The sequence below is a fragment of the Mesorhizobium newzealandense genome, from assembly GCF_042682145.1.
Lineage (GTDB): Bacteria > Pseudomonadota > Alphaproteobacteria > Rhizobiales > Rhizobiaceae > Mesorhizobium > Mesorhizobium newzealandense.
In genome coordinates this window covers 825,322-850,099 of record NZ_JBHUGZ010000001.1, presented here as the reverse complement: position 1 = coordinate 850,099, position 24,778 = coordinate 825,322, and the positions used below count along the sequence as shown (strand labels likewise).

16 protein-coding genes and 4 pseudogenes are annotated in these 24,778 nt (G+C 61.2%); 6 read left to right on the top strand and 14 right to left on the bottom strand.

What is annotated here, in order from left to right; all coding sequences use genetic code 11:
* Positions 1 to 9: 9 nt before the first annotated feature.
* On the bottom strand, positions 10 to 5,973 hold the full coding sequence (locus tag ACFSOZ_RS03700) for a DUF3320 domain-containing protein (RefSeq protein ID WP_378922621.1): 5,964 nt from the start codon (positions 5,971 to 5,973) through the stop codon (positions 10 to 12).
* Positions 5,974 to 6,738: 765 nt separating this feature from the next.
* On the opposite strand from ACFSOZ_RS03700, the gene ACFSOZ_RS03695 reads away from it, so the two are divergent.
* Entirely contained in the window at positions 6,739 to 7,059 is a 321-nt protein-coding gene (locus ACFSOZ_RS03695; protein WP_095088810.1) for a hypothetical protein, read from the top strand.
* 333 nt (positions 7,060 to 7,392) lie between these two features.
* On the top strand, positions 7,393 to 7,917 hold the full coding sequence (locus tag ACFSOZ_RS03690; RefSeq protein ID WP_095088806.1) for a hypothetical protein: 525 nt from the start codon (positions 7,393 to 7,395) through the stop codon (positions 7,915 to 7,917).
* A 237-nt stretch (positions 7,918 to 8,154) separates the two neighbouring features.
* Here ACFSOZ_RS03690 and ACFSOZ_RS03685 read toward each other — a convergent pair whose 3' ends face one another.
* Positions 8,155 to 8,352: a hypothetical protein gene (locus tag ACFSOZ_RS03685; RefSeq protein WP_378977017.1), complete on the bottom strand. Its 198-nt coding sequence runs from the start codon at positions 8,350 to 8,352 to the stop codon at positions 8,155 to 8,157.
* A 178-nt stretch (positions 8,353 to 8,530) separates the two neighbouring features.
* On the opposite strand from ACFSOZ_RS03685, the gene ACFSOZ_RS03680 reads away from it, so the two are divergent.
* On the top strand, positions 8,531 to 8,758 hold the full coding sequence (locus ACFSOZ_RS03680) for a hypothetical protein (RefSeq protein WP_095088800.1): 228 nt from the start codon (positions 8,531 to 8,533) through the stop codon (positions 8,756 to 8,758).
* Positions 8,759 to 9,194: 436 nt separating this feature from the next.
* Complete coding sequence (locus ACFSOZ_RS03675) at positions 9,195 to 9,407, top strand: cold-shock protein (protein WP_095088798.1); 213 nt, start codon at positions 9,195 to 9,197, stop codon at positions 9,405 to 9,407.
* Between the two features lie 414 nt (positions 9,408 to 9,821).
* Here ACFSOZ_RS03675 and ACFSOZ_RS03670 read toward each other — a convergent pair whose 3' ends face one another.
* Positions 9,822 to 10,409 (bottom strand): DUF309 domain-containing protein, encoded by a 588-nt coding sequence (locus tag ACFSOZ_RS03670; protein ID WP_378977019.1) that lies wholly within the window; start codon positions 10,407 to 10,409, stop codon positions 9,822 to 9,824.
* Positions 10,410 to 10,550: 141 nt separating this feature from the next.
* Here ACFSOZ_RS03670 and ACFSOZ_RS03665 point away from each other — a divergent pair.
* Positions 10,551 to 11,620 (top strand): IS630 family transposase gene (locus ACFSOZ_RS03665; protein WP_095081613.1). Its coding sequence is split into 2 segments (ribosomal slippage): positions 10,551 to 11,037 and positions 11,037 to 11,620, totalling 1,071 coding nucleotides; the frame shifts between segments, so codons are not numbered across the junction.
* Between the two features lie 195 nt (positions 11,621 to 11,815).
* Here ACFSOZ_RS03665 and ACFSOZ_RS03660 read toward each other — a convergent pair.
* From ACFSOZ_RS03660 to hglS, 5 genes and pseudogenes are all read right to left on the bottom strand, one after another.
* Positions 11,816 to 13,100, bottom strand: a pseudogene (locus ACFSOZ_RS03660) (NAD(P)/FAD-dependent oxidoreductase).
* A 36-nt stretch (positions 13,101 to 13,136) separates the two neighbouring features.
* Positions 13,137 to 14,369, bottom strand: a pseudogene (locus tag ACFSOZ_RS03655) (pyridoxal phosphate-dependent aminotransferase).
* 10 nt (positions 14,370 to 14,379) lie between these two features.
* Entirely contained in the window at positions 14,380 to 15,915 is a 1,536-nt protein-coding gene (amaB, locus tag ACFSOZ_RS03650; RefSeq protein WP_379093705.1) for an L-piperidine-6-carboxylate dehydrogenase, read from the bottom strand.
* Positions 15,916 to 15,936: 21 nt separating this feature from the next.
* Positions 15,937 to 17,352, bottom strand: coding sequence for an FAD-binding oxidoreductase (locus ACFSOZ_RS03645; RefSeq protein WP_095088790.1), 1,416 nt, complete (start codon positions 17,350 to 17,352; stop codon positions 15,937 to 15,939).
* A gap of 9 nt (positions 17,353 to 17,361) precedes the next feature.
* Entirely contained in the window at positions 17,362 to 18,762 is a 1,401-nt protein-coding gene (gene hglS / locus ACFSOZ_RS03640) for a 2-oxoadipate dioxygenase/decarboxylase HglS (RefSeq protein ID WP_378922626.1), read from the bottom strand.
* A 108-nt stretch (positions 18,763 to 18,870) separates the two neighbouring features.
* Here hglS and ACFSOZ_RS03635 point away from each other — a divergent pair, with 108 nt between their 5' ends.
* Complete coding sequence (locus ACFSOZ_RS03635) at positions 18,871 to 19,773, top strand: LysR family transcriptional regulator (protein WP_095088785.1); 903 nt, start codon at positions 18,871 to 18,873, stop codon at positions 19,771 to 19,773.
* On the opposite strand, the gene ACFSOZ_RS03630 is transcribed toward ACFSOZ_RS03635, so the two are convergent.
* The 6 genes and pseudogenes from ACFSOZ_RS03630 to ACFSOZ_RS03605 all read right to left on the bottom strand — a co-directional run bounded on the left by ACFSOZ_RS03630 (position 19,702) and on the right by ACFSOZ_RS03605 (position 24,769).
* On the bottom strand, positions 19,702 to 19,983 hold the full coding sequence (locus ACFSOZ_RS03630; RefSeq protein ID WP_095088783.1) for a DEAD/DEAH box helicase family protein: 282 nt from the start codon (positions 19,981 to 19,983) through the stop codon (positions 19,702 to 19,704). The genes ACFSOZ_RS03635 and ACFSOZ_RS03630 overlap by 72 nt on opposite strands.
* An 80-nt stretch (positions 19,984 to 20,063) precedes the next feature.
* Positions 20,064 to 20,219, bottom strand: a pseudogene (locus ACFSOZ_RS03625) (ISKra4 family transposase); the annotation flags it as partial.
* Between the two features lie 61 nt (positions 20,220 to 20,280).
* Positions 20,281 to 20,604: pseudogene (locus ACFSOZ_RS03620) on the bottom strand (DDE-type integrase/transposase/recombinase); the annotation flags it as partial.
* A 424-nt stretch (positions 20,605 to 21,028) separates the two neighbouring features.
* A complete protein-coding gene (lpdA, locus tag ACFSOZ_RS03615; protein ID WP_378922628.1) occupies positions 21,029 to 22,426 on the bottom strand; it encodes a dihydrolipoyl dehydrogenase in 1,398 nt (465 codons plus the stop codon).
* A 7-nt stretch (positions 22,427 to 22,433) separates the two neighbouring features.
* Positions 22,434 to 23,321 carry a 2-oxo acid dehydrogenase subunit E2 gene (locus ACFSOZ_RS03610; RefSeq protein ID WP_095088886.1) on the bottom strand — a complete coding sequence of 296 codons (888 nt, stop codon included), beginning with the start codon at positions 23,319 to 23,321 and terminating at the stop codon, positions 22,434 to 22,436.
* A 5-nt stretch (positions 23,322 to 23,326) separates the two neighbouring features.
* Positions 23,327 to 24,769, bottom strand: a complete 1,443-nt coding sequence (locus tag ACFSOZ_RS03605; protein WP_095088781.1) for an NAD-dependent succinate-semialdehyde dehydrogenase — start codon at positions 24,767 to 24,769, stop codon at positions 23,327 to 23,329.
* Positions 24,770 to 24,778 lie beyond the last annotated feature (9 nt).

Sequence of the window (24,778 nt, the reverse complement as noted above, 5' to 3'; positions counted from 1 at the left end):
TCTCCGAGACTATGTCTGTGCCAGGTAGTGCCGGGCGCGATCGATGGCCTCATCCAGCCGGGAGCGTGATATCGCCGCAAGTCGCTCGACGCCGAGCATACGTGCAAGGTCGAGAGCGGGATCCGACTGTTCCAGAATGTCTTTGTTCGCGACGACGACAGCGGCTAGCTCGGCCATTGGAATGTCGGCAATGGACCGGCGGGCATAGGCGTCAAACGGCATGCGATAATCAAACAGATCGACCACCGTCCCCTTCTTCCATAGGAAGCTGCCGCTGGATTCTTCAGTTCTATCAAAATCGCGCAGATGCAGGTCGATCCGCTCCCGAATCTTGTTGCCCGTTCTGAGCCAGCCATGCGCCCGTGCGATGCGCTGCGCAAGGACGTCTTCTCGCAGCGGGCCTTCCTGTTCGATCACTGCGTCGACCATGGTCCGCAAAGTGCCTCGGTAGGCGAAGTCGTAAAAATGATCCGGGCTGGTAGCGAATGCTGATAGGTCTGTGAGGCGATAACGGTCGTCCGTCGGTATGGAATCATGCGTCGAATTCGCGGCAGCAGGCAAAATTGCTCCAGATGCTGATGGGTGCTCTACCGTCGCGACGGGAGCGGCGACAAGCTCTGGCTCTGATTTTATCGACAAGCTTGCAGGTTCGCCGATCGATGCAAACTCTTCGGCTGGCAATGGGTCTATGGGGTCGACCTTATGTCCCATGTCCCATTGGATCACCGCTTCACCTTCCTGTTGTTCAGCTTGCTTGCGACGGCTTTCCTCGAGCAGCGCGGCCAGGCTGGCATGAAGCCTCTCGGTGCAACCTTCGAGATCAAACCACCAATCGGTTGACCATACCCGGACAATGTTCCACCCGAGGCCTCGCAGGACCTGCTCTCGGACCTTGTCTCGATCTCGCGCCGTGGCAGAACTGTGATAGGCAGCGCCGTCACACTCGACCCCAGCCAGATAGGCTCCGGCAAGATCGGGATGCCGGATCCCTATATCCACTCGAAAGCCAGAAATGCCAACTTGTGGAACGATGGTCCATCCGCGCTTCTCAAGCTCGGCGGCTACAGCCTCCTCGAAAGGGGATTCCAAAGCCCCGACCGGTCCGCGTTCCTGCGCTGGCAATGCCACGGCGCCGCGCTCGGCAAAATCGAGGAAGGTTTTGAGATGCTGTACACCGATTGCCTTTGTCCGGTTGGGGTCGATCTGGTCGGCGGTAAAACCTGAAAATACTATCAATTCCTGCCGCGCACGCGTCACCGCGACGTTCAGCCGGCGTTCGCCGCCGTCCCGATTTAGCGCGCCGAAATCCATGGAGCGCTTGCCCGCGTTATCTTGCGAGAAAGTGATCGAAAACAGGATTATGTCACGCTCGTCGCCCTGGACATTTTCCAGGTTCTTGACGATGGCGGGTTCAATACGATCGTCGGCAAAGAACCATTCAAGCTCCGGCTCCATCTGTCGCGCCTTGTCGAAAAAGTCGAGGATGAGCGACTGCTGTTGCGCGTTGAAGGTGATGACTCCGAGCGTGGGTCGGTCCTTTTCCGGAAGGGCCAGCCAACGCCGCATCCTGCTGACCGCCTCGTCGGTGACCGCCTGGGCTTCGATGCGGTTGGTGCGACTTTTTCCTCGGTCGTAGATGCCGGTCGTGATTTTTCGCAGCTGCACTGCCCGATCTTCCACCGTTGGGGAAGGGAAGGTGATGAGCCTATTCTGATAGTAGTGATGGTTGGAGAAGGCGATCAGCGACTCACTGCGGCTGCGGTAATGCCAGCGCAGATCACGCACCGGGATGCCGGCCGCTTTGGCTTCGTCGAGAATGCTCTCAAGATCCTTTTCGTGCTCGACGACTTCCTCGTTCTCCTCGTTGCGGCCAAAGAAATTGGTGGGCGGCAACTGCTTGGGATCGCCTACGATTATGGTTTGATGGGCCCGCGCGATGGCACCGACGGCGTCCCAGGTGGTGATCTGCGATGCTTCGTCGAAAATGACTACGTCGAACAACGCCTGGTCGGGAGGTAGGTATTGAGCGATTGAAAGAGGCGACATCAGCATGCAGGGCGCGAGCTTGGCAAAGCTCGACGGCATAGCACCGATCATCTCGCGGATTGACCTGCTGGGCCGCTGCAATTCCATCTGATGGCGCAACAGGCCCAACTCGGAATTGCGAGGGACGCTTTGCACAGCCGGCAAACCATGAGCGATGGCGCTGATGACGCGAAGGCTTGCTTGAGCACGGACAAGATCGTCGATTTCCCGGAAATCGTCGATGGCATGCTCGTGCTGGAAGCGCCGGAACTCTCGCAGCACCGGATCGGCATCCAGCGTGGCCGGCAGCCACCAGCGCACGTAGCCTAGGCGGAACGCGGATTGAGCTTCGGTTGGTCGCACTAGACCCGCCTCGATATCGTCGACCAACGCTCCCAGATTCTGACTGACAGCTCTGCGACGTATGCCGCACCACGAAGTCCAGTCCCGCAGAAGATGACGGGCATTGAGCAAATCTCCCATCGCGGTCGTCATTTCGGTCAGCGGGTTATCATGTCCTGCCCACGAAGGCGTCTTTCCAGCAGGGATCGCAAATTGGGTCCTCGCAGCCTCGAATGCTGTAGCAGCCGCAAGGAAGCGAGCTGCCCCATGGCGCATCGTACTATCTGCTGCACCGCTTCGCAGGCTCGGGGCGGTTGCTTGGAGGAGCGCTCTGAGATCCTCCGTGCCGAGGCCGGGCAGGCGTAGCGTCTGTCGAAGCCTTTCGGCGATCGAGAGTATCTGATCGATACTACGGGTGTCGGTATTAAGTGCAGCAAATCCGACCGGCTTGCCAGATAGGATGTTGGCTTCGACAGTGGCGCGGCTGTCCTGCATCACGCGCAGCAGTGGCAAGTCCCGCTGAGGATCGGCCCCGCCCTCTGTGACATAGCCTTGAAGCAGCTTCTGGACTTTGCGTTTGCCCAACTGACTGTTTGGCCAAAAGGCAGAAGCAGCCTGTTGCCATTGCTGCTCTATGTTCTCTATTCGTATGCGCGCAACAGCAGCCTCGTCATAGTGTGCCGACAGGTCCTTGCGAGACTTGCGATAGTCCCTGATTGCATCATCGAGACTCGCGAGGGCTCCCCGCAACTGGGCGAAATCTCGATCAAAGACAATGCTGAGGTCATAGCCGGCACTGTCCTGGAGTGCCCCTGCTAGTTTTCGCAGCGCTTCGAGCTCTGCTGTTGACGCATCGCCTTTGGCGCGCAGGCCGATGCTCACCAGGAAGGCGTCGAGTGCGGTGGCTAGAACCTCGGACGCACTCTTGAGGGTCTTTGCCCCTTCGAGCAAGTTATCCTGCAAGCCCGACGTCCACTCGGTGACATCTATGAGACGCAAGACCGGTCGCATCTCCACTGACTGAAATGCGAGACCTGTTTCGGCGGCAATACGCTCCAGCGCCAGCCGGCTTGCCTCGTCATGGCCATCGCGCGAAGGCCACGACAATCCCGGAGCATGCCGTTGCTTGTTCTTGAGAGCGATGCCAAGCGCCAGATAGGGCGTGAGACCATTGATATGGCGCCGATGCAGCGCTTCGACATAGGTATTCAGTTCGTCGCGACGGACGCGAAGCCGCTCATTGATCGCAATCCACTCCGCGGCGTCCACGCGCACGCCGCTTTCCCAGCTGATCCTGAGCTGGTTGAGAAAGTTGCGTCGGTCCGCCTTACTGGAATGGAGTTCGAGACAATGCGCGCCCAGGCCATGTTCGCGCAGGCGGCGATACACCACATCGAGCGCCGCCGTCTTCTCGGCCACAAACAGCACAGTTTTGCCAACTGAAAGACAGTTGGCAATCATGTTGGCGATGGTCTGGCTCTTGCCAGTGCCGGGAGGACCGATGATGACAAAGTCGCGGCCCTCAGCGGCGGCAAGGCTTGCCGCGGTCTGTGAAGAGTCGGCCGGCAGCAGCGAAACGATATCGGACGGGGCATAGTGCCGGTCGAGTTCGCGCTCGTCCCGGAATGATGCGCCACTGCCCTCGAACGCTATCTCCGGCGTATCGATCAGGTGGCGTACTACGCGGTTTTCGCGCAGAGCATCGGTACGCTCGACCAGATCTTTCCACATCAGGAATTTGGCGAAGGAGAAGGTTGAGAGCGCCGTCTCGTCCACTACCTCCATACCGGGGACGTCGCGCACTGCCTGACGCATAAGACTTAGCAGACGGGGCACATCAACGCCGCTTTCGTCTTCGGGCAGCTCCCCGGAGAACTGAGGCAGTTTGAGCTCGAAGTCGCGCTCAAGAAACTGCAACAAGGTTGCGTTGAACCGCGGCTCATCTTCATGAAAGCGCAAGGTAAAACGCGATGTTGCGCTGCGGCGCTCGATTTTGACCGGCACGAGCAACAATGGCGCGCGATAGCTGCGCTCGTCCTCCGGCTTTTTCTTCCAGCGCAGGAAGCCGACCGCCAGGAAAAGCGTATTCGCGCCGCCCTCGGCAAAGTCGTTGCGAACTTGGCGGTAAAGATCGATCAGTCGGGATTCCAATTGGTGTCCATCGAGCGTCGATGGGAGCTCGTCGCGCAGGAGCGCTTCTGCTGCAAAACCGCGCTGCAGGTCACGTCCATGGACTTCGCGATAGAGGGCAGCATCACGCTCGCCCAATGGATTCTGTTCGGGCAGCGATATGAGCCTGATCGAAGCGCCTGCCATCAGGCGATCCTCTAGATAGCCGACGTCGGTACAAAGAAACGGAATTGTCTTCTTGGAGTCCGGAAAATTGAGCAGGCGGTTCCGCAGTGTCAAATCAAGGAGCTTTTTCTGCCAGCGGTCGATCCGCCCGGCAGCTGTCGTCGGCTTCACCTCGACGATGTCGGCAGGCAGGGCTGTCACGGCCGGTGCCGCTGGCAGCTGCAGCGCGATTTCGGTTGCCACTTCGGTATCCACGCTGCGACGCATCGGTTCGTGCGAGGCAAGCGGAGTAATGCCGCCGCTACGCGAGCGGCGGATATCGATGGCGGCGACAAAGGTGCCTACCTGCGTTTCGTCGAGCCGTTGTTCGATTGCTCGTTGCGCAGCCTCCAGCGTCATCGCCGGCCGATGCGTTACACCGGTCGTCTCAAACACGATCAGTTCGCGCGATGCCAGCGCCTTGCGTATCTCCATGGCATCGGTCTCGATGGCGTTGGCGAGCGTCTTTTGTGTTATCCAGGCGCCGACGGCAGCGTGGCCCTGGAACATAAGGACGACTGCATGCAGGCCCGTCGCCTCCAGGGCAGAGGCGAACAACAGACTGGCATCGAGACAGGTAGCCAGCCTCTCCGCCGTAATTGTTGAGGGACGTCGAATTTTTTGGCCTCGGCTTTCGAAGCTTGCAGGAGGCTCTGCATAATGCAGGGATAGACCGGCAACGGCCGAATAAATTGCGGCCGCCAGCATGAATGCGCGTTGCGGATTGCCGCTTTGATAGCCATCGAGGCTGGAGGCATGACCATGCGCTGCGAGCCGCTCCGCTGCGGAACGTAGCAATCCTGCGATCGCCGGGTCGTTCGGCATGACGAATGCAGGTAGCAATTGCGCCATATCGATGACGCCACCCCATTCGTCGCGAGCAAGCAGGCGCACAGCAATACGCTGCTCGGCCAGCACTGCGCCTCCTGAGGTGAGCCGCAGCGTTATCTCCCCGCGCTCAGCCTCATTGAGACCGGCCAGATAGCTGGCGTCGAGATCGATTTTTCGGTCGCTTAAGGGAAGCCGGTCGCCGGCAACAATCCGATCAATCGTCCAACTCTTGGCGCGCAAAAATGGTGGGTTCGATGTCAGGTCGAGAGTGCATTTTTCGAAACCCTGCTGGGTCGGGTTGTTGAGCGCGATAGACCGGATCACCGGAATAGCATTTTGGAAGGACGCATATGTAAAGCTGGCGGCGATGTCCGCCACGACTTCTATTACGGGCGCGGCTGATATACCGGCGGCATCGCCAGTGTCTGAACTCGTTTCCATGCCCTATCCCCTTTTTCATTTACGATAGAACTTTGCGGCCAGAATTTGAAAGTAAATTCTCGCTATTGTCGCCGCTTAGTTCTTCAGCAGCATAAATCCCTGAAATTCGAACCGCCTTGGTCAGTTCGACAGTTGTCGACCGCTGCAGGAATTGTGATCCTTGCTGCCGGGACAGCACGCTATTGCGTGGTGAGGCAGCTGCTCGTGCTTCACGTTTCGTTGAGCCGCGCTGGTCGTTCGTTTGAGGCCGGACTGCGCCCGTTCGTCCGGACAACGCAACTGGTGGGCCTTGGTCCGGCTCCTTTCAGGACCACAGGTGTTCGCCCCTTTTGGCTCGAAGCAAACAATCGCAGGTGAAGCCGCGCATGACAGCTTTGCGCCTCCTTCCAGTCGCCCAACGCGACAGCAGCTCAACCCGAGAGCGGCCGGTCCCTCAGTTCAAGGCTTGAGGGTTGAAGTCGCCTGTTTGACTGCGAGTTCTGCCGCCTTTGCAGCGTCCCGCGACATCCTGAAGAAGTCGGAATGGGATTCCCATCGCATAACCGGCGAGATCGGCGGCACGAGACAGATGTCGTGCCAGTACGGATTCGATCCGGAGACACGCGGTGCCCACGTGATCTCTGCTGACAAGCTCGACAGGCTGCGCGGCTTCCCAACTGAGGCCGAGGTCGACCGCAGGGACCGGGGCTTCCCGGCTTTCCTGCCTCGTGCCGAGCATCTGTGGCTAGTGTTCGGAGCGGGCGTGGAATTGCTGCTTGAGACGACGTGGCTGCGGCGCGCCGCCTGGCATTGTGGGGTCGCCATGCCAATGACAACGCCGCGCATCGGACGACGCAGCTTTCGGACGACGACGAGCTGCGTGTCGACAGGCTTCGGTTCCGGGCATGGAGGCTGCTGACGAAAGTCGACGCTATGCAGATCGCCGACGTCGACGAGTATCTCGCAGAACGCGTCGGACACGAACATGCCGGTTGGCGCATCCAGCCGACGGCGCAGATGGTCCAGCGCGCCCGCGAACTGCACGAGAGGACAATATCTCAATGCTGCATAAGCCAGTTCCTACCGCGCACGGCGGCCTCGGCATAACCGCGATCCCGATAACTGGGGAGCGGCCGAGTCCGAAGAAGTGGCCTAACGCCGTGAGATGGTACATCGGTGATGACGGGCCAAAGAGCAACGGGTCCCGGGTTTCGCGGTACGCGGCAAACTCTCAGAGGGCTGGGTCTTGGAAGGGGCGCCCGAGGAAGAAGCGCAGAAGCAGTCGTTCGGTATCCGACACTGGGGCGGCGACCAGGAAGGGCAATGCGCTCAGAGACATGTCTAACAGAGAGGACTGTTTACACGTCACCCCGGGTATCGTATGTCGCTGCCCATTCCAATAAGAGACATCACTGCTGTGATGTCAGATAGGCAAGCGACATGTCAACCGAATGGCCGAAACGAATCCGCAGCAGGGCTGCGAAGTTAAAGAATGGGAATGCGCTCCTGGCCCTCGCCGAGGAATCGCAGATCCTCTCGGAGATGCGGCGCCGCATCATGAATGGCGAGAAGCCCGTAACCGCGCTGTCCGGCGAGATGGTCGAGCGCTTCGGTCAGGAAGATGCCGAGCATCACGGACTCCGCCAGCTCGCTGGGGAAGCGACCGCGTTCATGGTCGAAAGCATGCTTGGCGCGGTCCGTTCGTCCGGATCGAGAAAGATCCTCGACGACCAAGTTTTCAGTTCAGGCACGCCTTTCCGGATTCCCGGACAGACCAGAGAGACCGTTCTTGCCGAGCCGCTGGCGACCGAGCTTCTGGTCCGGCACGTGACCGATGCCGCACTCGCCGACCTGGCGGCCCTCCTCGCCGCCGAACAGGAGCGCCGCCTGACGACCTTAGCGGTCAGCCAGCAGCTTCCTGACTTTAGCGAGGCGGGTCCGGCAATCCTGACCCGCCACCGCTAGCCGCTCGAGATACAGCGCAACGTCCCGCTGAGTCTCCCAGACCTCCGTCGCCACGGGTTCCGGCATGCAGTCGAACAGCGAACGGGGGACATCGGATTTGCGTTCGACGATCCTCGTGACGACCTTCGGCTCCGGGTCGTCACACACCATGTCGTGAGAGAAAAATCTATCGAGCTGGGATGACGTGTCGCTGCGCGCGGTTGACTGTCGGCGAAATCTGCAAGCATTGGGCGGCGCCTAGTTCGGCGTCATAGTCGCCGAGATGGAACTGAAGCGCATGCGCTCACAAGCCTCGACGACCTTCTTACGGTCCTTGATGGGTTTGCTATGGAAGAGCTCGTTCCGGGTTTCCTTGATGACCCGCAACATGTCGTCGAACACGGTCTTGTCGAAGTTGAATCGCAGCTCCGCGTTGGCGCAAAACATGCCCCGCATCAAGCCCCAGTCCGCCTTGATGATGCTCCAGAGTTCAGCGGCGCAGGAGGCGTGGACGGGTACTAGCTATACGCAGCTTTCTAGATGACAAGCGCTTTCAGCGGAGTCATGTTGTCCTGTCGGCGGTCTTTCCGCCCCCCTTTGTGTCGTTCAAGATCTCAGCCCACGGGAGGCCCAGATGATTGATCGTCTCAACCTTGACCCAGCCCTCTATCCAAGTGACTTGGAAAGCCTGAAATCGGTTTTCGACCAGCTTTGCCAAGAGAGAGATATCCAGCCGGGATCACCAGAAGCTGAGAATGTTGCCTCTGACCTGGTGCGCCGTTTCCAGACCGGACTTAGCGACGAAACCTGCTTGCTCATAGCAGCCAGGGCGCGACAGCAGGATTTGCGGCGGGTAGGCTGAATAAATAAGTCCACAGTGGCTCGTAACGCAGCTGCTTACTGCTTTTCTTGACGCGAAGGGCGAAGTCGACAGTCGCCCACCGGACTCGCTTGGCCGCGCATTCAATCGTCGCTGCGAGAAGCCTCTCTTGGCATCACTGATGACCGCTTTCAGACATGCGCCACCTAGAAATCCCAAAGTGAGCGATGAGCATGTCGCTGAGAAGATCGGCCTGACGAATGTACCGGGCGTCCAGGCAATGTCTTCCGAAGCCTAGGTTCCGGCAAGGCTCTCGACCTTCACGCGGCGCGGGCGGCCGAAGCCAGGCGGAATCTGCTGCCCGAGACCTACAGCCCGGTACAGATACATCGTCCTTGCTGTGTCTTTCTCCAAAATTTTGATATGAACTGGTTTGGCTTCGCAGCCCGACTGAGCAACTGACATAAGGAATACGCATATGGCGACTGGAACCGTGAAGTGGTTCAATAGCACCAAGGGTTTTGGATTCATTCAGCCCGACAATGGTGGTCAGGACGTTTTCGTCCACATCTCCGCTGTGGAGCGCGCGGGTCTCGGCACCCTCGTCGATGGCCAGAAGATCAATTTTGAGATCGAGCAGGACCGCCGCACCGGCAAGTCCTCTGCCGGCAATCTGAGCAAAGCAGGCTAATTTTCTCGTAGTCACGGATGTACTGGCGGCTGCGCCAAGAGCGCACGAAGGATGATAGATCCGAGGGCCGGGGCAGCGGATTGCTGCAAGTCTTCAAACGATCATGTGAAATCAGTTTGTTTGGCAATAAAAGGCGGGATATCTTCCCGCCTTTTGGATATGGGATGGATTATAGGATGCTGATGGCGATCCGGCGAGACTGGGCAGGCCGGTACGCCCGAGCTTATTGCTTGCTTGGCTCTACAGCGCGGCCACGGTGGTCCACCGCCGTGTCGTTGAAACGTCACCGTAGCTGACCCATATGCACATCGCATCGGATGCCTCCTCCCATCGCGTCCGACGCGTTCCCCTCTGGAGGTTTTGAACCTTCATACTTGGCCGGGCTTAACAGTCCGGCCTTTTCTATTCGTCAGGTCACCACGTGGAGGCACGTTCTGACAGGTCGTCTGTCGAACCTTGGCCGAGAATGAAATCAAACACGGGTTGAGGCTGACCGAGCGCAGTCGCCTGCAGGTTTGCGGGTATGCCTGCCGCGGCTCTGGCTTGTTCGGCAAGCGCTGCGGGCAACATGCCGAGCGCGCGCGCGAAGGTTTGATCCGTCGTGTCCATCAGCAGGTGAAGGAGTCCAGCGGCACGCCCGGCATGACGCACCGCCGCGGCATGCTTGCCCTCCCGGATCTTCACGCCGGCCGCCGATAACAGGATCAATCCCTTGAAGAGCATCCGGAGCGGATCGCCTCGATCCGCGACCTGCCAAAGACCTTCCCAAGCCTCATGGGCTTCCCAGTAATAGCCGTGATTGAACAGGTCGAGACCCCATAGGAACATGTCTGACTCAAGCGACGCTTTTGCAGGGACCGGCACGGCTTCGCTGTGGTAGCTGTGTCCTGCGGGATCGCGCACGGGATGCGGTTGCTTGCCCGGCAGATACGCATAGAATGGAAAGCGCCTTTCCGGCAGGCAGCGCGGGCGCAACATCGAACCAATAGCCATCAAATACATATAGCACGGCCGAGACCTGAACTGACGTCAGTTCCAACGCATCAGGAATGACACTTATACCAACGGTCTCGGGTGCTGACTCTTTTGTGATTTTGGAGCATCTCCGAAGCGTGATTCCGTGTTGCCGAAGGAGATTCGGCCATGGGATCAGCGGTGAGGTTACGAACGGACTATTCGGCGACGGAACTGCGTCGCCTGGCGCGTGGGTCGAAGGATGTGCGGCAGAGCAGCCGGCTGTTGTCGATCGCTGCGGTACTGGACGGGATGAGCCGGGCGGATGCGGGGCGGATTGGCGGCATGGACCGCCAGACGCTGCGGGACTGGGTGCACCGGTTCAACGCGGCCGGCCCCGATGGCCTTGTCGACCACTGGTCGTCAGGCCCGCCGTGCCGGCTGTCGCCTGAACAGAATGCTGAACTGGCGGCAATCGTGGAGAGGGGGTCGGATCGCGCCGTCGACGGCGTCGTGCGCTGGCGGCGCATCGACCTCAAGCGCGTCATCAAGGAGCGTTTCGGCATCGATTACGATACCCGCTATGTCGGGAAGCTGCTGCACAAGCTCGGCTTCTCGCATATGAGCGCACGGCCGCACCACCCGGCGCAGGACGCCCATATCATCGAAGCGTTCAAAAAAATTGGCAGCGCACGCTGAAGGCTCATCTTTGCGACCTGCCGCCGCGTACGAAGGTGGAACTCTGGTTCCAGGATGAAGCCAGGATAGGTCAGAAGAACGGCATCACAAGGCAGTGGGCCAGGCGTGGCACGCGGCCGCGACAGCCAGCCGACCAGCGATACAAGAGCGCATATCTGTTCGGCGCCATCTGCCCGGCTCGGGGCACCGGCGCAGCTCTCGCGCTGCCATTTGCCGACACCGAGGCCATGCAACTCCATATCGACGAGATCAGCCGCCATGTCGAAAAGGGCGCGCATGCCGTGCTCATCATGGATCGCGCCGGATGGCACACCACCGCCAACCTCAACATGCCGCGCAACATCACGCCGATCTTCCTGCCCCCGCGTGCGCCCGAATTAAACCCGGTTGAGAATGTCTGGCAGTACATGCGGCAGAACTGGCTCTCAAACCGCGTCTTCGACAGCTACGAGGCAATTATCGACGCCGCGTGCGATGCTTGGCACAAACTGCTCGCCGCTCCCGAAACAATCACATCCATCGGAATGCGAGAATGGGCCCATGTCGGTCAAACCCAATGACTCTTGGTATTAGCAATAGCCGCCAGCAAGAAGCCCCATATGCTCTGCCTCGGCCGAACGACGCACACTGCGAACAACGATCAGTTCGTGATCTTATCGCGCACGCCCATCCCACGTCGCGGGTTCGTTCTTCGGCCAATTGAGACGTTCAATGCCTGTGCGGGGCATGGGCCCCTTGCCACAAGAACCGGTACTTTAATGCCATGCCGACGTCAGATGGGCGATTTGCGCGCCGACCTCGTAATACGCTTCCCTGAGGCCAAGTGAGGAGATTTCTTGCAGTTCAGATTGCGGCAAGGCCAGTTCAGTCTCGGTCTTTTCGCCAAGGATCAGAAGTGCCAGCTCTCGACCGAACACCGTGCCGGGCGAAATGCCGCGGCCGTTGTAGCCTGAGAAACCGATGACGTTTTGGGCGTGCTTGTGGGATCTCGGCATTGCATCCGTGGTCATGCCGATCTGTCCGTACCACTCATCCTCGAACTCCGCATCGCGAAGCTGCGGATAGAGTTTCGACAGGGCACGGCGCGCCCAAGCCTTGTGGATGGCAGTGCCCGTGTTGCGTAGCGCGCCGACGCTGCCGAACACCAGCCGCCCCGCTTTATCCAGCCGGAACGAAGAGAGGATCGTTTTGGTGTCCCACGTGCCTTCTCGTCCTGGCAGGATGGACTGTAACAGCTCGGCCCCGAGCGGCTTGGTCGCCAGGTTGAAGTAAGGTAGATGTACCTGTTCGTTGCGGACGCTTGTCCATGGTCCGGTGCTGTAGGCGTCAGTGGCGACCACCACCCATTTGGCCTCGACCGCGCCATTCGTGGTACGCAACGTCCATCGACCGTTCTTTTTGCCAGCTGCCACAACTGGACTGGAGGTGCAGATTATCGCCCCGGCGCGGAGGCAGGCCTGGGCGAGGCCACGCGCGTATGCGAGCGGCTGGAGTGTACCGGCACGTCGATCGAGCAGTGAAGCCGCATAGGCCCGGGTGCCTAGCCTCTTTTTCGTTTCGTCGGCGTCGAGTACCTCCACCGGCGCGCCTCTTCTTTGCCACTGTGCCTCGCGCTCCCGAATCTCCATCAAACCCGGCTTGGCCTACCGCGCAGTGGAGCGTGCCGTTTCGTTCCAATTCACAGTCGATGCGATGTCTATCGATGAGGTCCATGACCATTGCCGGACCCTCACCGAGCAGCCTCAGCAGCCGCTCGCCGTGAATGGACCCGAGCTTGGCGGTAAGGTCGTCCGGCATCAGCCATAGGCCGGCATTGATCAACCCGACATTACGCCCGGCGCCGCCGAAACCGATCTCGCGGCCTTCCAGCAGGACGACCTGGCGTCCGGCTTCTGCCAAGTGCAGCGCGCATGACATGCCGGTATACCCACCACCGACGACAACCACATCGGCGGAAATTTGCCGGTCGAGTGCAGCCGTTATAGGAGCCTGCGGCGCGGTCGCCTCCCAAAGGCCGTGAGAGCGGGGGTCATTCAGCATCGAACGGTTCCGAGTGCATTTTTTAAGATTGGTCGCCTAGGCGAGTCGCGCGCATGCTGCGGAGATGCGCAGGATTTCTTCTCTCAACTCGGCTTCGGATGTCGCATAGGAAATGCGGAAGAAAGGTGATAGGCCGAAAGCAGCGCCTGGGACAACCGCGACACTGGCCTCCTCGAGCAGGTAGTTGCAGAAATCATTGTCAGTTTCGATCCACTTGCGGGCTGGCGTCGATTTGCCGATCAGGTCTGCACAACTGGCAAAGGTGTAGAAGGCCCCCTCCGGATTGCGACAGTCGATGCCTTCGATCGCGTTCAATCCGTCAACAGTGAGATCGCGGCGGCGACGAAAACTCTCGGTTCTTTCCTTCAGGAAGTGCTAAGGGCCGGACAGGGCCTCGGCAGCGGCAGCCTGGCTGACAGATGACGGGCAGGAGGTCGACTGGCTCTGCACCACCGCCATCGCCTTGACCAGCTCTCGCGACCCGCCGGCGTAGCCGATCCGCCATCCGGTCATGGCATAGGCCTTCGAAACGCCGTTTACGGTCAGCGACCGCGCCTTCAGGCGCGGTTCCAGCGCCACCGGGGTGACGAAACGAAAACCGTCATAGATGATATGCTCGTACATATCGTCCACCAGTAGGCTGACATGCGGATGCCGCAGGAGCACCTCGATCAGAGGTCGATAGTCGGCCTCGCTGTAGGCGGCGCCGGACGGATTGGAGGGTGAATTCAGGAGCAGCCATTTTGTCCTCGGCGTAATCGCTGCCTCGAGCTGACTTGCCGTCAGCCTGAACCCAGCCTCCGCTTCACAAGGGACGAAGACGGGGCTGCCCTCGGCGATGGCGACGATATCGGCATAGGAAGTCCATGCCGGCGTCGGGATGATGACCTCATCGCTGCAGTTCACCGTCGCCATCATCGCATTGAACAGTATCGGCTTGGCACCGGCAGCCACCGTGATCTCGTCTACCGCATAGTCGAGGCCGTTCTCACGGCGGAATTTTTCCCGGATCGCCCGCTTGAGTTCCGGCGTGCCATCGAGCACGGTGTATTTGGTGTCGCCGCGTTGGATGGCACTGCAGGCCGCCTGCTTCACATTGTCGGGCGTGTCGAAATCCGGCTCACCCGCTCCCAGGATGATCATCGGCGCTCCGTCGCGCTTTAAGGCCTGAGCGCGGGCGCCGATCTTCAGGATCGGCGAAACGCCGATCGTCGATAGACGCGAGGCAGGCACGAAGCCGGCCTGATCGATCCTTGTGCTGACGGTCATTGGTTGATCCTCAGTCGATGTCGAACGAGACGCCTTGGGCCAGCGGCAGCGCCTTGGAATAATTCACCGTGTTGGTGGCGCGGCGCATATAGGCCTTCCATGCGTCGGAGCCACTCTCGCGGCCGCCGCCGGTTTCCTTTTCGCCGCCGAAAGCGCCGCCGATCTCGGCACCGGAGGTGCCGATGTTGACATTGGTGATGCCGCAATCCGAGCCGTCGACGCCGAGGAAGCGCTCGGATTCCTGCAGGTCGCGGGTGAAGATGGACGACGACAGGCCGGCGCCGACCGCATTGTGCTCGTCGAGCACGGCGTCGAAATCCGAATATTTCATCACATAGAGGATCGGCGCGAAGGTCTCTTCCGTCACCGGCGAAACCTGTTTCGGCATTTCGACCAGCGCCGGATGCACGTAATAGGCATCCGGATGGCCGTTCTCGACCCGGGCGCCGCCGGTCACCTTGCCGCCATGTGAACCTGCCTCCTTCAGCGCCTTCTGCATGGCGTCGAAGGCAGCCTTGTCGATCAGCGGCCCGACCAGTGAAGAGGTCTCCAGGGGATTGCCGACCGTCACACTTTCGTAAGCCTTCTTTAGACGTGGAACCAGGGCGTCATAGACGCTGTCATGCACGAACAGGCGCCGCAGCGTCGTGCAGCGCTGTCCCGCCGTGCCCATCGCGCCGAAGGCAATCGCGCGCAGCGCCATGTCGAGATCGGCGGTCGGGCAGACGATGCCGGCATTGTTGCCGCCGAGTTCGAGCACCGCGCGGGCAAAGCGCTTGGCCAGCCGCGGGCCAACGTCGCGGCCCATGCGCGTCGAGCCGGTGGCCGATACCAGCGGCACCTTGGGATGATCGACCAGTATCTCGCCGACGGCGCGGTCACCAATTAGCACCGGTGCCAAGCCCTGCGGCGCGTCGGTGCCAAAACGCTTTACCGCGCGTGCAAAAATCGCTTCGCAGGCGAGCGCCGTCAGCGGCGTCTTCTCCGACGGCTTCCACACCACCGCGTCGCCGCAAACCAGTGCCAAGGCTGCGTTCCACGACCACACCGCGACCGGGAAGTTGAAGGCGGAAATGACGCCGACGACGCCGAGCGGATGCCAGGTTTCCATCATGCGATGGCCCGGGCGCTCGGTGGCGATGGTCAGGCCGTACAATTGCCGGGACAGACCGACGGCGAAATCGCAGATGTCGATCATCTCCTGCACTTCGCCAAGCCCCTCGGACGGGATCTTGCCGACCTCGATCGAGACCAGCCGGCCAAGCTCGGCCTTGTGCATGCGCAGCTCCTCACCGAGCAGCCGCACCAGCTCGCCGCGCCGCGGGCCCGGCACCATCCGCCACGCGTGGAACGCTTTGTGCGCGGCATCGATGGTCTTGGCCGCGTCGGCCGGCGAGATCGTCTTCAGCGCCGCGATCTGCTCACCCGTCACCGGACTGCGCACGATCAGGTCGCCGCCAACAAGTGCGTCCTTGGCCACACCCAGTTTCGCCAGAAGCTCGGCCGTTTCCTTGGCTACATCCACCGACTTAACTGTAATGTTCATCCGACGAACTCCTGTTCCTGATTATCCAAAACAGACCGAGCCGAGGCTGCCTGGCGACGTCAGTCGCTTCAGGCCCGCGGCAAGGTCCCTGCTCTTTTGTGGGGTATAGCGATCGTAATAGGCCTGGTTCTTGCGGCCGACGCCGTGCTCGGCACTGAAACTGCCGCCGAACCGGTCGACAGCGACCGAATAGACCCAGTCACGCAGCCGCTGTTCGAAGGCGGCATCGACCTGACTTGCATCGCTAGCCACCAGATTGAAATGCACGCCGCCATCGCCGATATGGCCAAAGTCGAAGATGTCGACACCGGCAAATTGCCGAGGCAGCTCGGCCTTCATCCACTCACAGAAGGCCAGAACGTCGGCTCTGCGGAACGACAGATCGAAAGCCACCAGCCGACCGGCATGCTTCACGCCTTCCGACAGCGCGTGCCGTAGCGCCCACATCTCATGCGCGGGACCAACGAAGGCGTCGGCCAACAGCGCATCGTCGCCTTGCAGGATATCGGCAAGCACGCTTTCCAGGACCGCGTCGATCGGCTGCTCGCCGTCGCGCGGCGCCCAGCTTCGGGAAATCTCGGCCAGGATCACATAGTCGGGAATTTGACCGTTCTGGAACGGATTTCGCAGCGACGCAACATGGGCGAGAGCAGCGCCAATCGCGTTTTTCGACATGCCTTCGAAGGCGGAAAGATACGATCCGAGGCGCTCCTCGATCGTCCGCAGCAGGGGCATGACAGCGACACTGCCGCTCGGCACCAGATAGGTTGTCGCGACCTGTTTTGGCAGTCGCTCGAGATTAAGTTCGCATTCTGTGACGATGCCGAAGGCGCCAGCCGTGCCGACGAAAAGCTGCTTCCAGTCGACGCCGGTGTTGTTTTTGCGTAATCCAGACATTAGATCGACAACCGTACCGGTCTCGTCGGCCAGAACGACCTTCACGCCAAGCGTGTTCTTACGCACATCGCCATACCGGAGAAAGCGCGTGCCGCCGGTATTGGTCGCCAGCATGCCCCCGAGGCGCGGATCAGCGCCAAGGTCGACCGGAAAGAAAAGCCCACTCGGCTCAAGCCGGGCATTGACCTCGGACAGCAAAATTCCGGTATCGACGCGCAACGATCGATTGTCGATGTCGAGATCGAAACGGCGCGTCATTCGATCCAAGCTGAGCACGATCTGCGATCCGCTGGCATCCGGTGTCGAGCCCGAGACCAGCCCTGTGTTGCCCGATTGCGGCACGAGCGCGATACGCTGCCGGACGCAATAGGCAACGCAGGCGGACATTTCCGCCGTAGTGCCAGGGCGCAGCACCAGCGCCGCATGACCGTGATCGTGGCGCGCACCGATCTCGTAGGCTGCCATGGCGGCCCGATCCATGATGACGCCATTTTCGCCAAGGATCTCCACCAATGCGGATTTGTGTCTTTCGTCGATCATCCAGGGCGCCTATTCCGCAGCCCGGAGGCCGCCGAGCGCTTGGCGACAGGTCTCGATCGACGCCTGTTCGATGGCGGCGTAGTGCTCGAACTCGTTCAGCACGCCAACACCGAGATCGCTTTCAAAGCGCTTCTGGTTGGGACTGGCGACAAATTCCTGGGTTGCCCCGTCGCCAAGATTCGACTGGAAGATGCCGGCGGCGCTGACAGGCAGGAAATCCTCGTAGACGATTGGGTCGAAACGGAAGAAACCTTCTGCGACAAGGTGCTCGAAGTCGTCAGCCATGACACTGCCGGTATGCCGCCCGCGCTCCGTCAGGGAGTATCTGAAGTATCCCAGATTCGCGGCCCGGATGCCTTCCCATGTATCGGGGAACGCCTCGAATGTCCGTGAAAGTGTTTGTGCGTAGTCGGCCGCGTTCGACCCGTCGGCAGCCGGTCGGATGATTGCGCGCGTGGCCTCCAGCAGACTGTCGTAAAGGGCGCGCCCCTTGGGTGTCAGCGCTATGCCGCGCTGCTCGATCTCGCCGAAGCGCGCGGTATGCGAGCCTGCCACCCAGGCGCCGTCCCCTGCGTTGAACGACACCACCTCATCCAGTGCCTTGAACGAAGTCTGCCTGAGCAGGATCGGGCAAAGCCGAGGTGGAGGGCCCTCCACGATTGCCTTCGGCGCTATGCCATGCGCCGGCATGCCAACCTGAACGGCATCGATATCGAGCGTGCGCGGCGTGAGATGATTGATGTGCGGACCTCTGAACGAGACCACATCCGCGATCAAGCGATGCGCCTGATGCAGGCTGTTGTACATGTCAAGACTGACGCAGGCCTGATCGTGCCACCGGAAAGTTTCGAGTATTTCGGCGACAAAACGATCCGCATCGTCTTCGTGCAGGCCAGCTTGCCGTTCGGCCTTCTCGGTGAGCGCCAACGCTCCACCCGTGAAAATCCTGCGCTCGGACAGGATGCGCTCGGCCTCGGCACGCAAGGTCTCGTCGTCGATGAGGTCGATCCTGAGCAGCGAAGTGAAGACGCGGAACGGATTGCGGCTCAGCGCCTCGGCTCCGACGGGGCGGAAGGCGGTGGAGTGAACCGGCACACCAGCCGGGCTCAGGTCATAGTACCCTACCGGGACCATGCCCATCACGGCGAACACGCGCCGCATCATCGAGAGTTCGGCCGGCGTTCCGAGCCGGATCGCGCCATGCCGTTCCTCCGAAATTCGGTCGAGTGAGTCCATCGCTTCCAGGCGCTGCCGAAGCTCGGGATCAGACCTCAGGGTCTCGTCATTGACCGAGGCGACCAGGTCCATCAGCGTGCCGTAGGCGGGGACCTCGGTCCTGTACATGGCCGACATCGCCGCCGAAAAGGCTGAACGGATGTGATCGGGTGTAACAAACCCACGGCTGTCCATGACGCGCGACCTCGCTCAAAAAAGGGCAGATCATTCCTGAAAAAGCTGATACTGGATTTCATGCTGCAAAGATTGCGACAGTTTCGACTAGGTTGATGCGAGTTACGCATGACACTCAACAGACGACTGATACCGGATCTGGTGGCGATCCAGGCATTTGAGTGTGCCGCGCGGCACGCCAGCTTCACGCGTGCAGCGGGTGAATTGAACCTGACGCAGAGCGCGGTCAGCCGGCAAGTCAAGGATCTCGAGAACCATCTCGGCGCGCTGCTGTTTGAGCGGATCCGCCAACGGGTGGTGCTTTCCGAGGATGGGCAGCGCTTTTTGCCGGAGGCGCGAAAACTTTTGCAGCAGACCGAAGAGACGATGCTGCGGGCAATGTCCTCGGCGGAGGCCAGAGTAGGTCTCAGCATCGCAACCTTGCCGACATTCGGCAGCCGCTGGCTCAGCCCGCGCCTGCCTGATTTCCTCAGCCAACACCCGGGGACGATCCTGAATGTCGGTTCCAGATCGGCGCCGTTCGATTTCGAGGAGGAGAATTTCGACCTCGCAATCCACTATGGGCAGCCGGTCTGGGCGCGCGGCACCTGCACTTATCTGTGCAGCGAATCTATCGTACCGGTAGCAAGCGCGGCGCTGTCGCCTTCTGCGGCGAAGAAGGTCCCGGCTGACCTTCTTGGTGAATCCTTGCTCCATCTGGCCACGCGCCCCAAGCTATGGTCGCAGTGGTTCGAACGGGCCGGCCTGCCGGCGGAATTGGCTTGCCGGGGACACCGTTTCGATCAGTTTTCGATGATCATAGAAGCCGTGATAGGCGGGATGGGCTACGCGCTTCTGCCGCGTTATCTGATCGAGCGCGAGCTGATGTCCGGTGAACTCGCCGTGATCCTCGACCTGCCAATGATGACCGAGAACAGCTACTACGTCGTCGTGCCGGAATCAAAAAAGACGAATCCGCTGGTGCAGGATCTTACCGCATGGCTGCTCGGACAAGTGACCAATGCGATGTAACGGTGGTGGTGTTCCTCTTGTTCTGGCGATCTGCTCGCGTATGGCGTCCGTCGGCACCACCACCAGCAGTCGCTCGAAGCGCTGATGGGTATTGAGTGCGAGCCTGGTCTCAGTCTTGCCGGTGCCGGGCTTCAGTTCAAGTGCCAGCTCCGGAGCGCGAAAATTCGTGGCCTTCGACAGATGGGCTTCCCGCTCCTTGATGACCTTCATCAGGGAACTGGAGGTTCACGCCGCTGTTGAAGAAGGAATTATCGCTCCGAAATTGGTGAGCATGAGGATTTGTGGGGCGGTCATGCGGTGCCGGTTTCTCTGTGCTCGTGATTGTCGTTGGCCATGCCGGGATACCATTGGCGGAAGGTCGAGCGGAGGGAACCGTCTAGGGTCTGCGTGCGGGTTTGCAGCAGAAGATGCGCGCCAATCCTGCTCCACTGCATCTGCTGTTTCTGGTTGTGTTGCAAACTTTCGCGGGCATGGCTTAAGGGCCGAATCATGGGAAAATAGCCTTGATTATGCGGCGAGGATGTCGAACTGCTCGGCCAGCGACGGATCTGGAGTGAAGGCGTACCTTGCCTGTCGTTTGCGCATCATGTGGACCATTTCGATGCCGGACAGGATGATGTTGGCGGTCGCTGGAGATTTGAAGCCGAGCATCGGTCGCACGCGGCGCTTGATGCGCCGATGGTCCTGCTCGATATGATTGTTCAAATATCGACTTTTCCGCATTGCGATCGGCTTCAACCAGCGCCGCGAGCGGTCCTGCAATCGGCTTGTCGCATCGCAGGAAACGATCGCCTCGTGGTCTGGCTGCCGTCGATGACGACGCAATGCTCGACATCGACGGTGCGGAAAAACTGCCTGCCGCAAGCTGGAAACTGCGCAATCTGAAGCGCATGCCCGAGGACTGAGCAAATGGCCTTCAAGTCGATCAAGAAGCATCGATACCCATCCTCCGTCCTGCTCAATGGAGCAGGTAGACATTAACAAGGAGATAGACAAAAACTAAAATGAGAAATGAAACCTGGAGCCATCGTGGAGCCCTTCGTAAAAGTAGCAAACTAATACGCGTCGTAAAATTTCTAATAGTTGATATAAGTTGCGCCATTGTTTCAAGTTTCGATTTCAGTAGCTTTTAAATTTCTGAGACCTGTGCCAAAAACCCTGATGCAGTCGATGTGTGTAAGTTCAGTCACTCGTGAGACTTAGGTCATTGAGGATTTTCTGTAAACGCATAGCCTGCTTGATCGGACCCTCGGCATCATAGTTCAGCCAACCTTCCCAGGGCTCTTTCGGTCGCGAACGCCACCGTTTCGGACAGGGTGGGGTGGGCGTGCACCGTCAGCGCGAGGTCGGTAAGCGTTGCGCCCATTTCCAGGGCGAGCCCGACCTCCGCCAGCAGTTCGCCGGCGCCCGGGCCGACGATTGTGGCGCCGAGGACGCGGCCGCTTTCCGGTGCGTAGGCGATCATGGTCAGGCCGTCACCGCCACCGGACGCGAGGTTCCTGCCGCTGGCCGCCCATGGGAACCTGGCGACCTTGTGGGCGACGCCGGCTGCCTTCAGCTGTGCCGTGGTCGGGCCGACCCAGGCCAGTTCGGGATTGGTGTAAGCGACAAAGGGAACGAAGGCCGTGTCGAAGGCACTGGCGTGGCCGCAGGCCACCTCGGCGGCGACCTTGCCCTGATGCGTCGCGCGATGCGCCAGCATAGGCCCGCCGGTTATGTCGCCTACGGCAAAGATGTTGTAGCGGTTCGTGCGGCACAGCGCATCGACAATAACCGCTCCATCAGGCCTTACCTCAATACCGGCCTTTACGGCGGCGATCGCCGCGGTGCTCGCTCGCCGGCCGACGGCCTGAATCACGGCGTCCGCTTCGACAGTGCCTGCGTAACCGCCTTCGCAAGAGAGCCTGACGCTCTTCGCGCTGGCCTTGATACTGATGACCCGCGTGCCGGTGTGGACGATGCAGCTCCTGGCTTCGAGCGACGCGTTGATCAGGTCGGCCGCGTCGGCTTCCGCGCCCGGCGCGACCTGGCCGGCCAACTCGATCACGGTGACGGAGGATCCGAGAGCCGAATAGATCGTCGCCATCTCGAGCCCGATGATGCCGCCGCCGACGATTGCCAGGCGGCGTGGCACGAAGCGGAGTTCGAGCGCCGCAGTCGAATCCCATATGCGGCTGTCTTGCGGCCAGCCCGGCAGTTGCATGGACGAGGATCCCGCGGCGATGATCGCCTGGCCGAATGTCCAGCGCTCGATCCCGCCGTCCGCGATCGTTACGGCCAGCTCGTCATCGCGGACGAACGCCGCGCGCCCGGTGACGACCCGGACCTTGCGGCGCCTGGCGAGTTGGCCCAGTCCGTCGGTGAGTTGCGAAACGATCGCGTCCTTTCGCGCTCGCAGCGCGTCTATGTCCGTCTTCGGATGGCCGAACGAGATGCCCCAAGCGCCGATATGGCTCGCTTCGTGAATGACGCGCGCGGCGTGCAGCAGGGCTTTCGAGGGAATGCAGCCTTCGTTGAGGCATACGCCGCCGAGCGTGCTCCTGCCGTCGACCAGAACGACCGATCGGCCGAGGTCGGCGGCACGGAACGCTGCCGCATACCCTCCGGGTCCTGCGCCGATGACGATGAGGTCGGCATGCTGTGTCTCGATCATCGGCATCTCAGATCATCAACCGGCGCGGGTCGGCCAACAGGTTGATGTAACGCACCAGGAAGCGCGCGGCGTAGGCTCCGTTGACCACCCTGTGATCGTAGCTCAGGTCGAGCGGCGTCATCGGGGTCGGTACGAAGGCCCCGCCATTCCACACCGACGCGACCTCGGTCCGGGAAATGCCGAGGATGGCCACTTCCGGCGGATTGACGATCGGCGTGAAGCCGATGCCACCGATGCCGCCCAGATTGCTGATCGACATGGACGCACCGTCCATCTCGTCGGCGCGGACCTTGCGCTGCTGCGCGCGGGTCGCGAGATCGGCAACTTCGCCGGCGATACGCCAGAGGCCCTTACGGTCGGCGTCGCGGATGACGGGCACCATCAGGCCGTGCGGCGTATCGACGGCGATGCCGATATGGACATAGTCCTTCAGAAAAAGGGTGCGGCCGTCCGCTGAAAGCGAGGCGTTGAAGCGCGGAAAATCCCGCAGCGTCCGGGCGAGTGCCTTTACGTGGAAGGCCAGTGCGGTGAGCTTCGCCCCGCGCGTCCGCGCCTCGTCCTGGAATGCCGCGCGCGCCGCGTCGATCGCCGTCATGTCGGCGCGGTCGTGATGCGTTACGGCCGGGATGACCTGCTGCGCGGCGGCCAGGTTGAGTGCGGCGATCTGGCCGAAGCGGCTGGTCGCCTCCTCGCGGACCGGGCCATATCGCGCGTGGTCGACGTCCCAGTAGCGGCGATAGTCCCCGCCGGGGCCGACGCGCCTGCCCTCCAGCCTGTCATCGATATCGCCCGGGGAGATCATGTCCCGGCCCAGCTCGGTCGCAAGAGCATCGATATCCACGCCCGCCTCGCGGGCGCGTTGCCGGGTGGAAGGGCTGGCGACGGTCGCTGTCATCCTGTTCACCAATTGGTCGCTATGTACTGGGTTTCCATGAATTCCAGCATGCCGTCCTTGCCCCCCTCGCGACCGAGGCCGGATTGCTTGACGCCGCCGAAGGGTGCGGCCGGATCGGAAACGAGGCCGCGATTGAGGCCCACCATGCCGAACTCCAGACGCTCCGACACGCTCAGCCCACGGCGCATATCCTGGGTGAAGACATAGGCGACAAGGCCATATTCGGTGTCGTTGGCGCGAGCGACCACGTCGTCACCGTCGCCGAAGGTCTGGATCGCCGCCACCGGGCCGAAAATCTCGTCGCGCATGCAGTCAGCGTCGCCCGGCACGTTGGACAACACGGTCGGCGGATAGAAGAATCCAGGCCCGTCGGGCACCGTTCCGCCCAGCAACAGTTCCGCGCCGCGCGCCAGCGCATCCTTGACAAAGGCCGCGACCTTGTCGCGGGCGTCGGCGTTGACCAGCGCGCCAACGTCAATACCCGGCGCCAGTCCATTGCCCATCTTGAGCGCGGCCATGCGAGCGGTGAAACGCCGGGTGAACTCCCCGGCGATCCGCTCGTGCACATAGAAGCGGTTGGCCGCCGTGCAGGCTTCGCCCAGATTGCGCATCTTGGCGACCATCGCCCCCTCGACCGCGACATCGATGTCGGCGTCTTCGAAGACGATGAGGGGCGCGTTGCCGCCCAGTTCCATCGCCGGCTTGATGACCTGGTCGGCCGCCGCATGCAGCAGCTTGCGGCCGACGCCCGTCGAGCCGGTGAAAGAAACCACGCGGACGCGGGGATCATGCAGCATAACGTCGACCACCGCCCCCGATCGGCGGCTCGGCAGCACATTGACGACGCCCGGCGGCACCCCTGCCTCCTCGAGCAGCGGCATCAGCGCCAGCATGGTGAGCGGCGTCTCCGATGCCGGCTTGATAACGACGGTGCAGCCTGCGGCCAGTGCCGGCGCGATCTTGCGCGTCCCCATTGCCGCCGGATAGTTCCACGGCGTCACCAGGACCGCTACCCCCGCGGGCTTCTGGTGCACGAGAATGCGCGCACCCGATGCGGGAGCATGCCCGAGATGGCCCTCGGCGCGCACCGCTTCTTCCGAGAACCAGCGGAAGAATTCGGCCGCATAGGCCGCCTCGCCCATTGCGTCGGCTTGAGCCTTGCCGTTTTCCAGGGTGATCAGCCTGGCAAAATCGCCGAGACGTGCGCTCATCAGCTCGAAGCAGCGGCGCAGGATGTCGGCGCGTTCGCGCGGACGCCGCGCGGCCCAGGCGGGGAAGGCCGCAGCGGCGGCATCGACCGCCGCCCTGGCATCCGCTTCCGTACCGGAAGCGACAGAGGCTAGAGCCGTCTCGTTGGCGGGATTGACGACGTCAAAGCGGCCGCCGGCCGAGGCGGGAAGCCATTGGCCGCCAATGTAGAGATCGACGGGTCCGTCGTACGGCGACATGAGGGTCCT

Bases quoted from the DNA above. Each gene is read 5' to 3' on its own strand.
- ACFSOZ_RS03700 (WP_378922621.1), bottom strand. From the start codon at position 5,973: ATGGAAACGAGTTCAGACACTGGCGATGCCGCCGGTATATCAGCCGCG.
- ACFSOZ_RS03690 (WP_095088806.1), top strand. From the start codon at position 7,393: ATGTCAACCGAATGGCCGAAACGAATCCGCAGCAGGGCTGCGAAGTTA.
- ACFSOZ_RS03685 (WP_378977017.1), bottom strand. From the start codon at position 8,352: ATGCGGGGCATGTTTTGCGCCAACGCGGAGCTGCGATTCAACTTCGAC.
- ACFSOZ_RS03680 (WP_095088800.1), top strand. From the start codon at position 8,531: ATGATTGATCGTCTCAACCTTGACCCAGCCCTCTATCCAAGTGACTTG.
- ACFSOZ_RS03675 (WP_095088798.1), top strand. From the start codon at position 9,195: ATGGCGACTGGAACCGTGAAGTGGTTCAATAGCACCAAGGGTTTTGGA.
- ACFSOZ_RS03670 (WP_378977019.1), bottom strand. From the start codon at position 10,409: ATGTATTTGATGGCTATTGGTTCGATGTTGCGCCCGCGCTGCCTGCCG.
- amaB (WP_379093705.1), bottom strand. From the start codon at position 15,915: ATGAACATTACAGTTAAGTCGGTGGATGTAGCCAAGGAAACGGCCGAG.
- ACFSOZ_RS03645 (WP_095088790.1), bottom strand. From the start codon at position 17,352: ATGATCGACGAAAGACACAAATCCGCATTGGTGGAGATCCTTGGCGAA.
- hglS (WP_378922626.1), bottom strand. From the start codon at position 18,762: ATGGACAGCCGTGGGTTTGTTACACCCGATCACATCCGTTCAGCCTTT.
- ACFSOZ_RS03635 (WP_095088785.1), top strand. From the start codon at position 18,871: ATGACACTCAACAGACGACTGATACCGGATCTGGTGGCGATCCAGGCA.
- ACFSOZ_RS03630 (WP_095088783.1), bottom strand. From the start codon at position 19,983: ATGAAGGTCATCAAGGAGCGGGAAGCCCATCTGTCGAAGGCCACGAAT.
- lpdA (WP_378922628.1), bottom strand. From the start codon at position 22,426: ATGATCGAGACACAGCATGCCGACCTCATCGTCATCGGCGCAGGACCC.
- ACFSOZ_RS03610 (WP_095088886.1), bottom strand. From the start codon at position 23,321: ATGACAGCGACCGTCGCCAGCCCTTCCACCCGGCAACGCGCCCGCGAG.
- ACFSOZ_RS03605 (WP_095088781.1), bottom strand. From the start codon at position 24,769: ATGTCGCCGTACGACGGACCCGTCGATCTCTACATTGGCGGCCAATGG.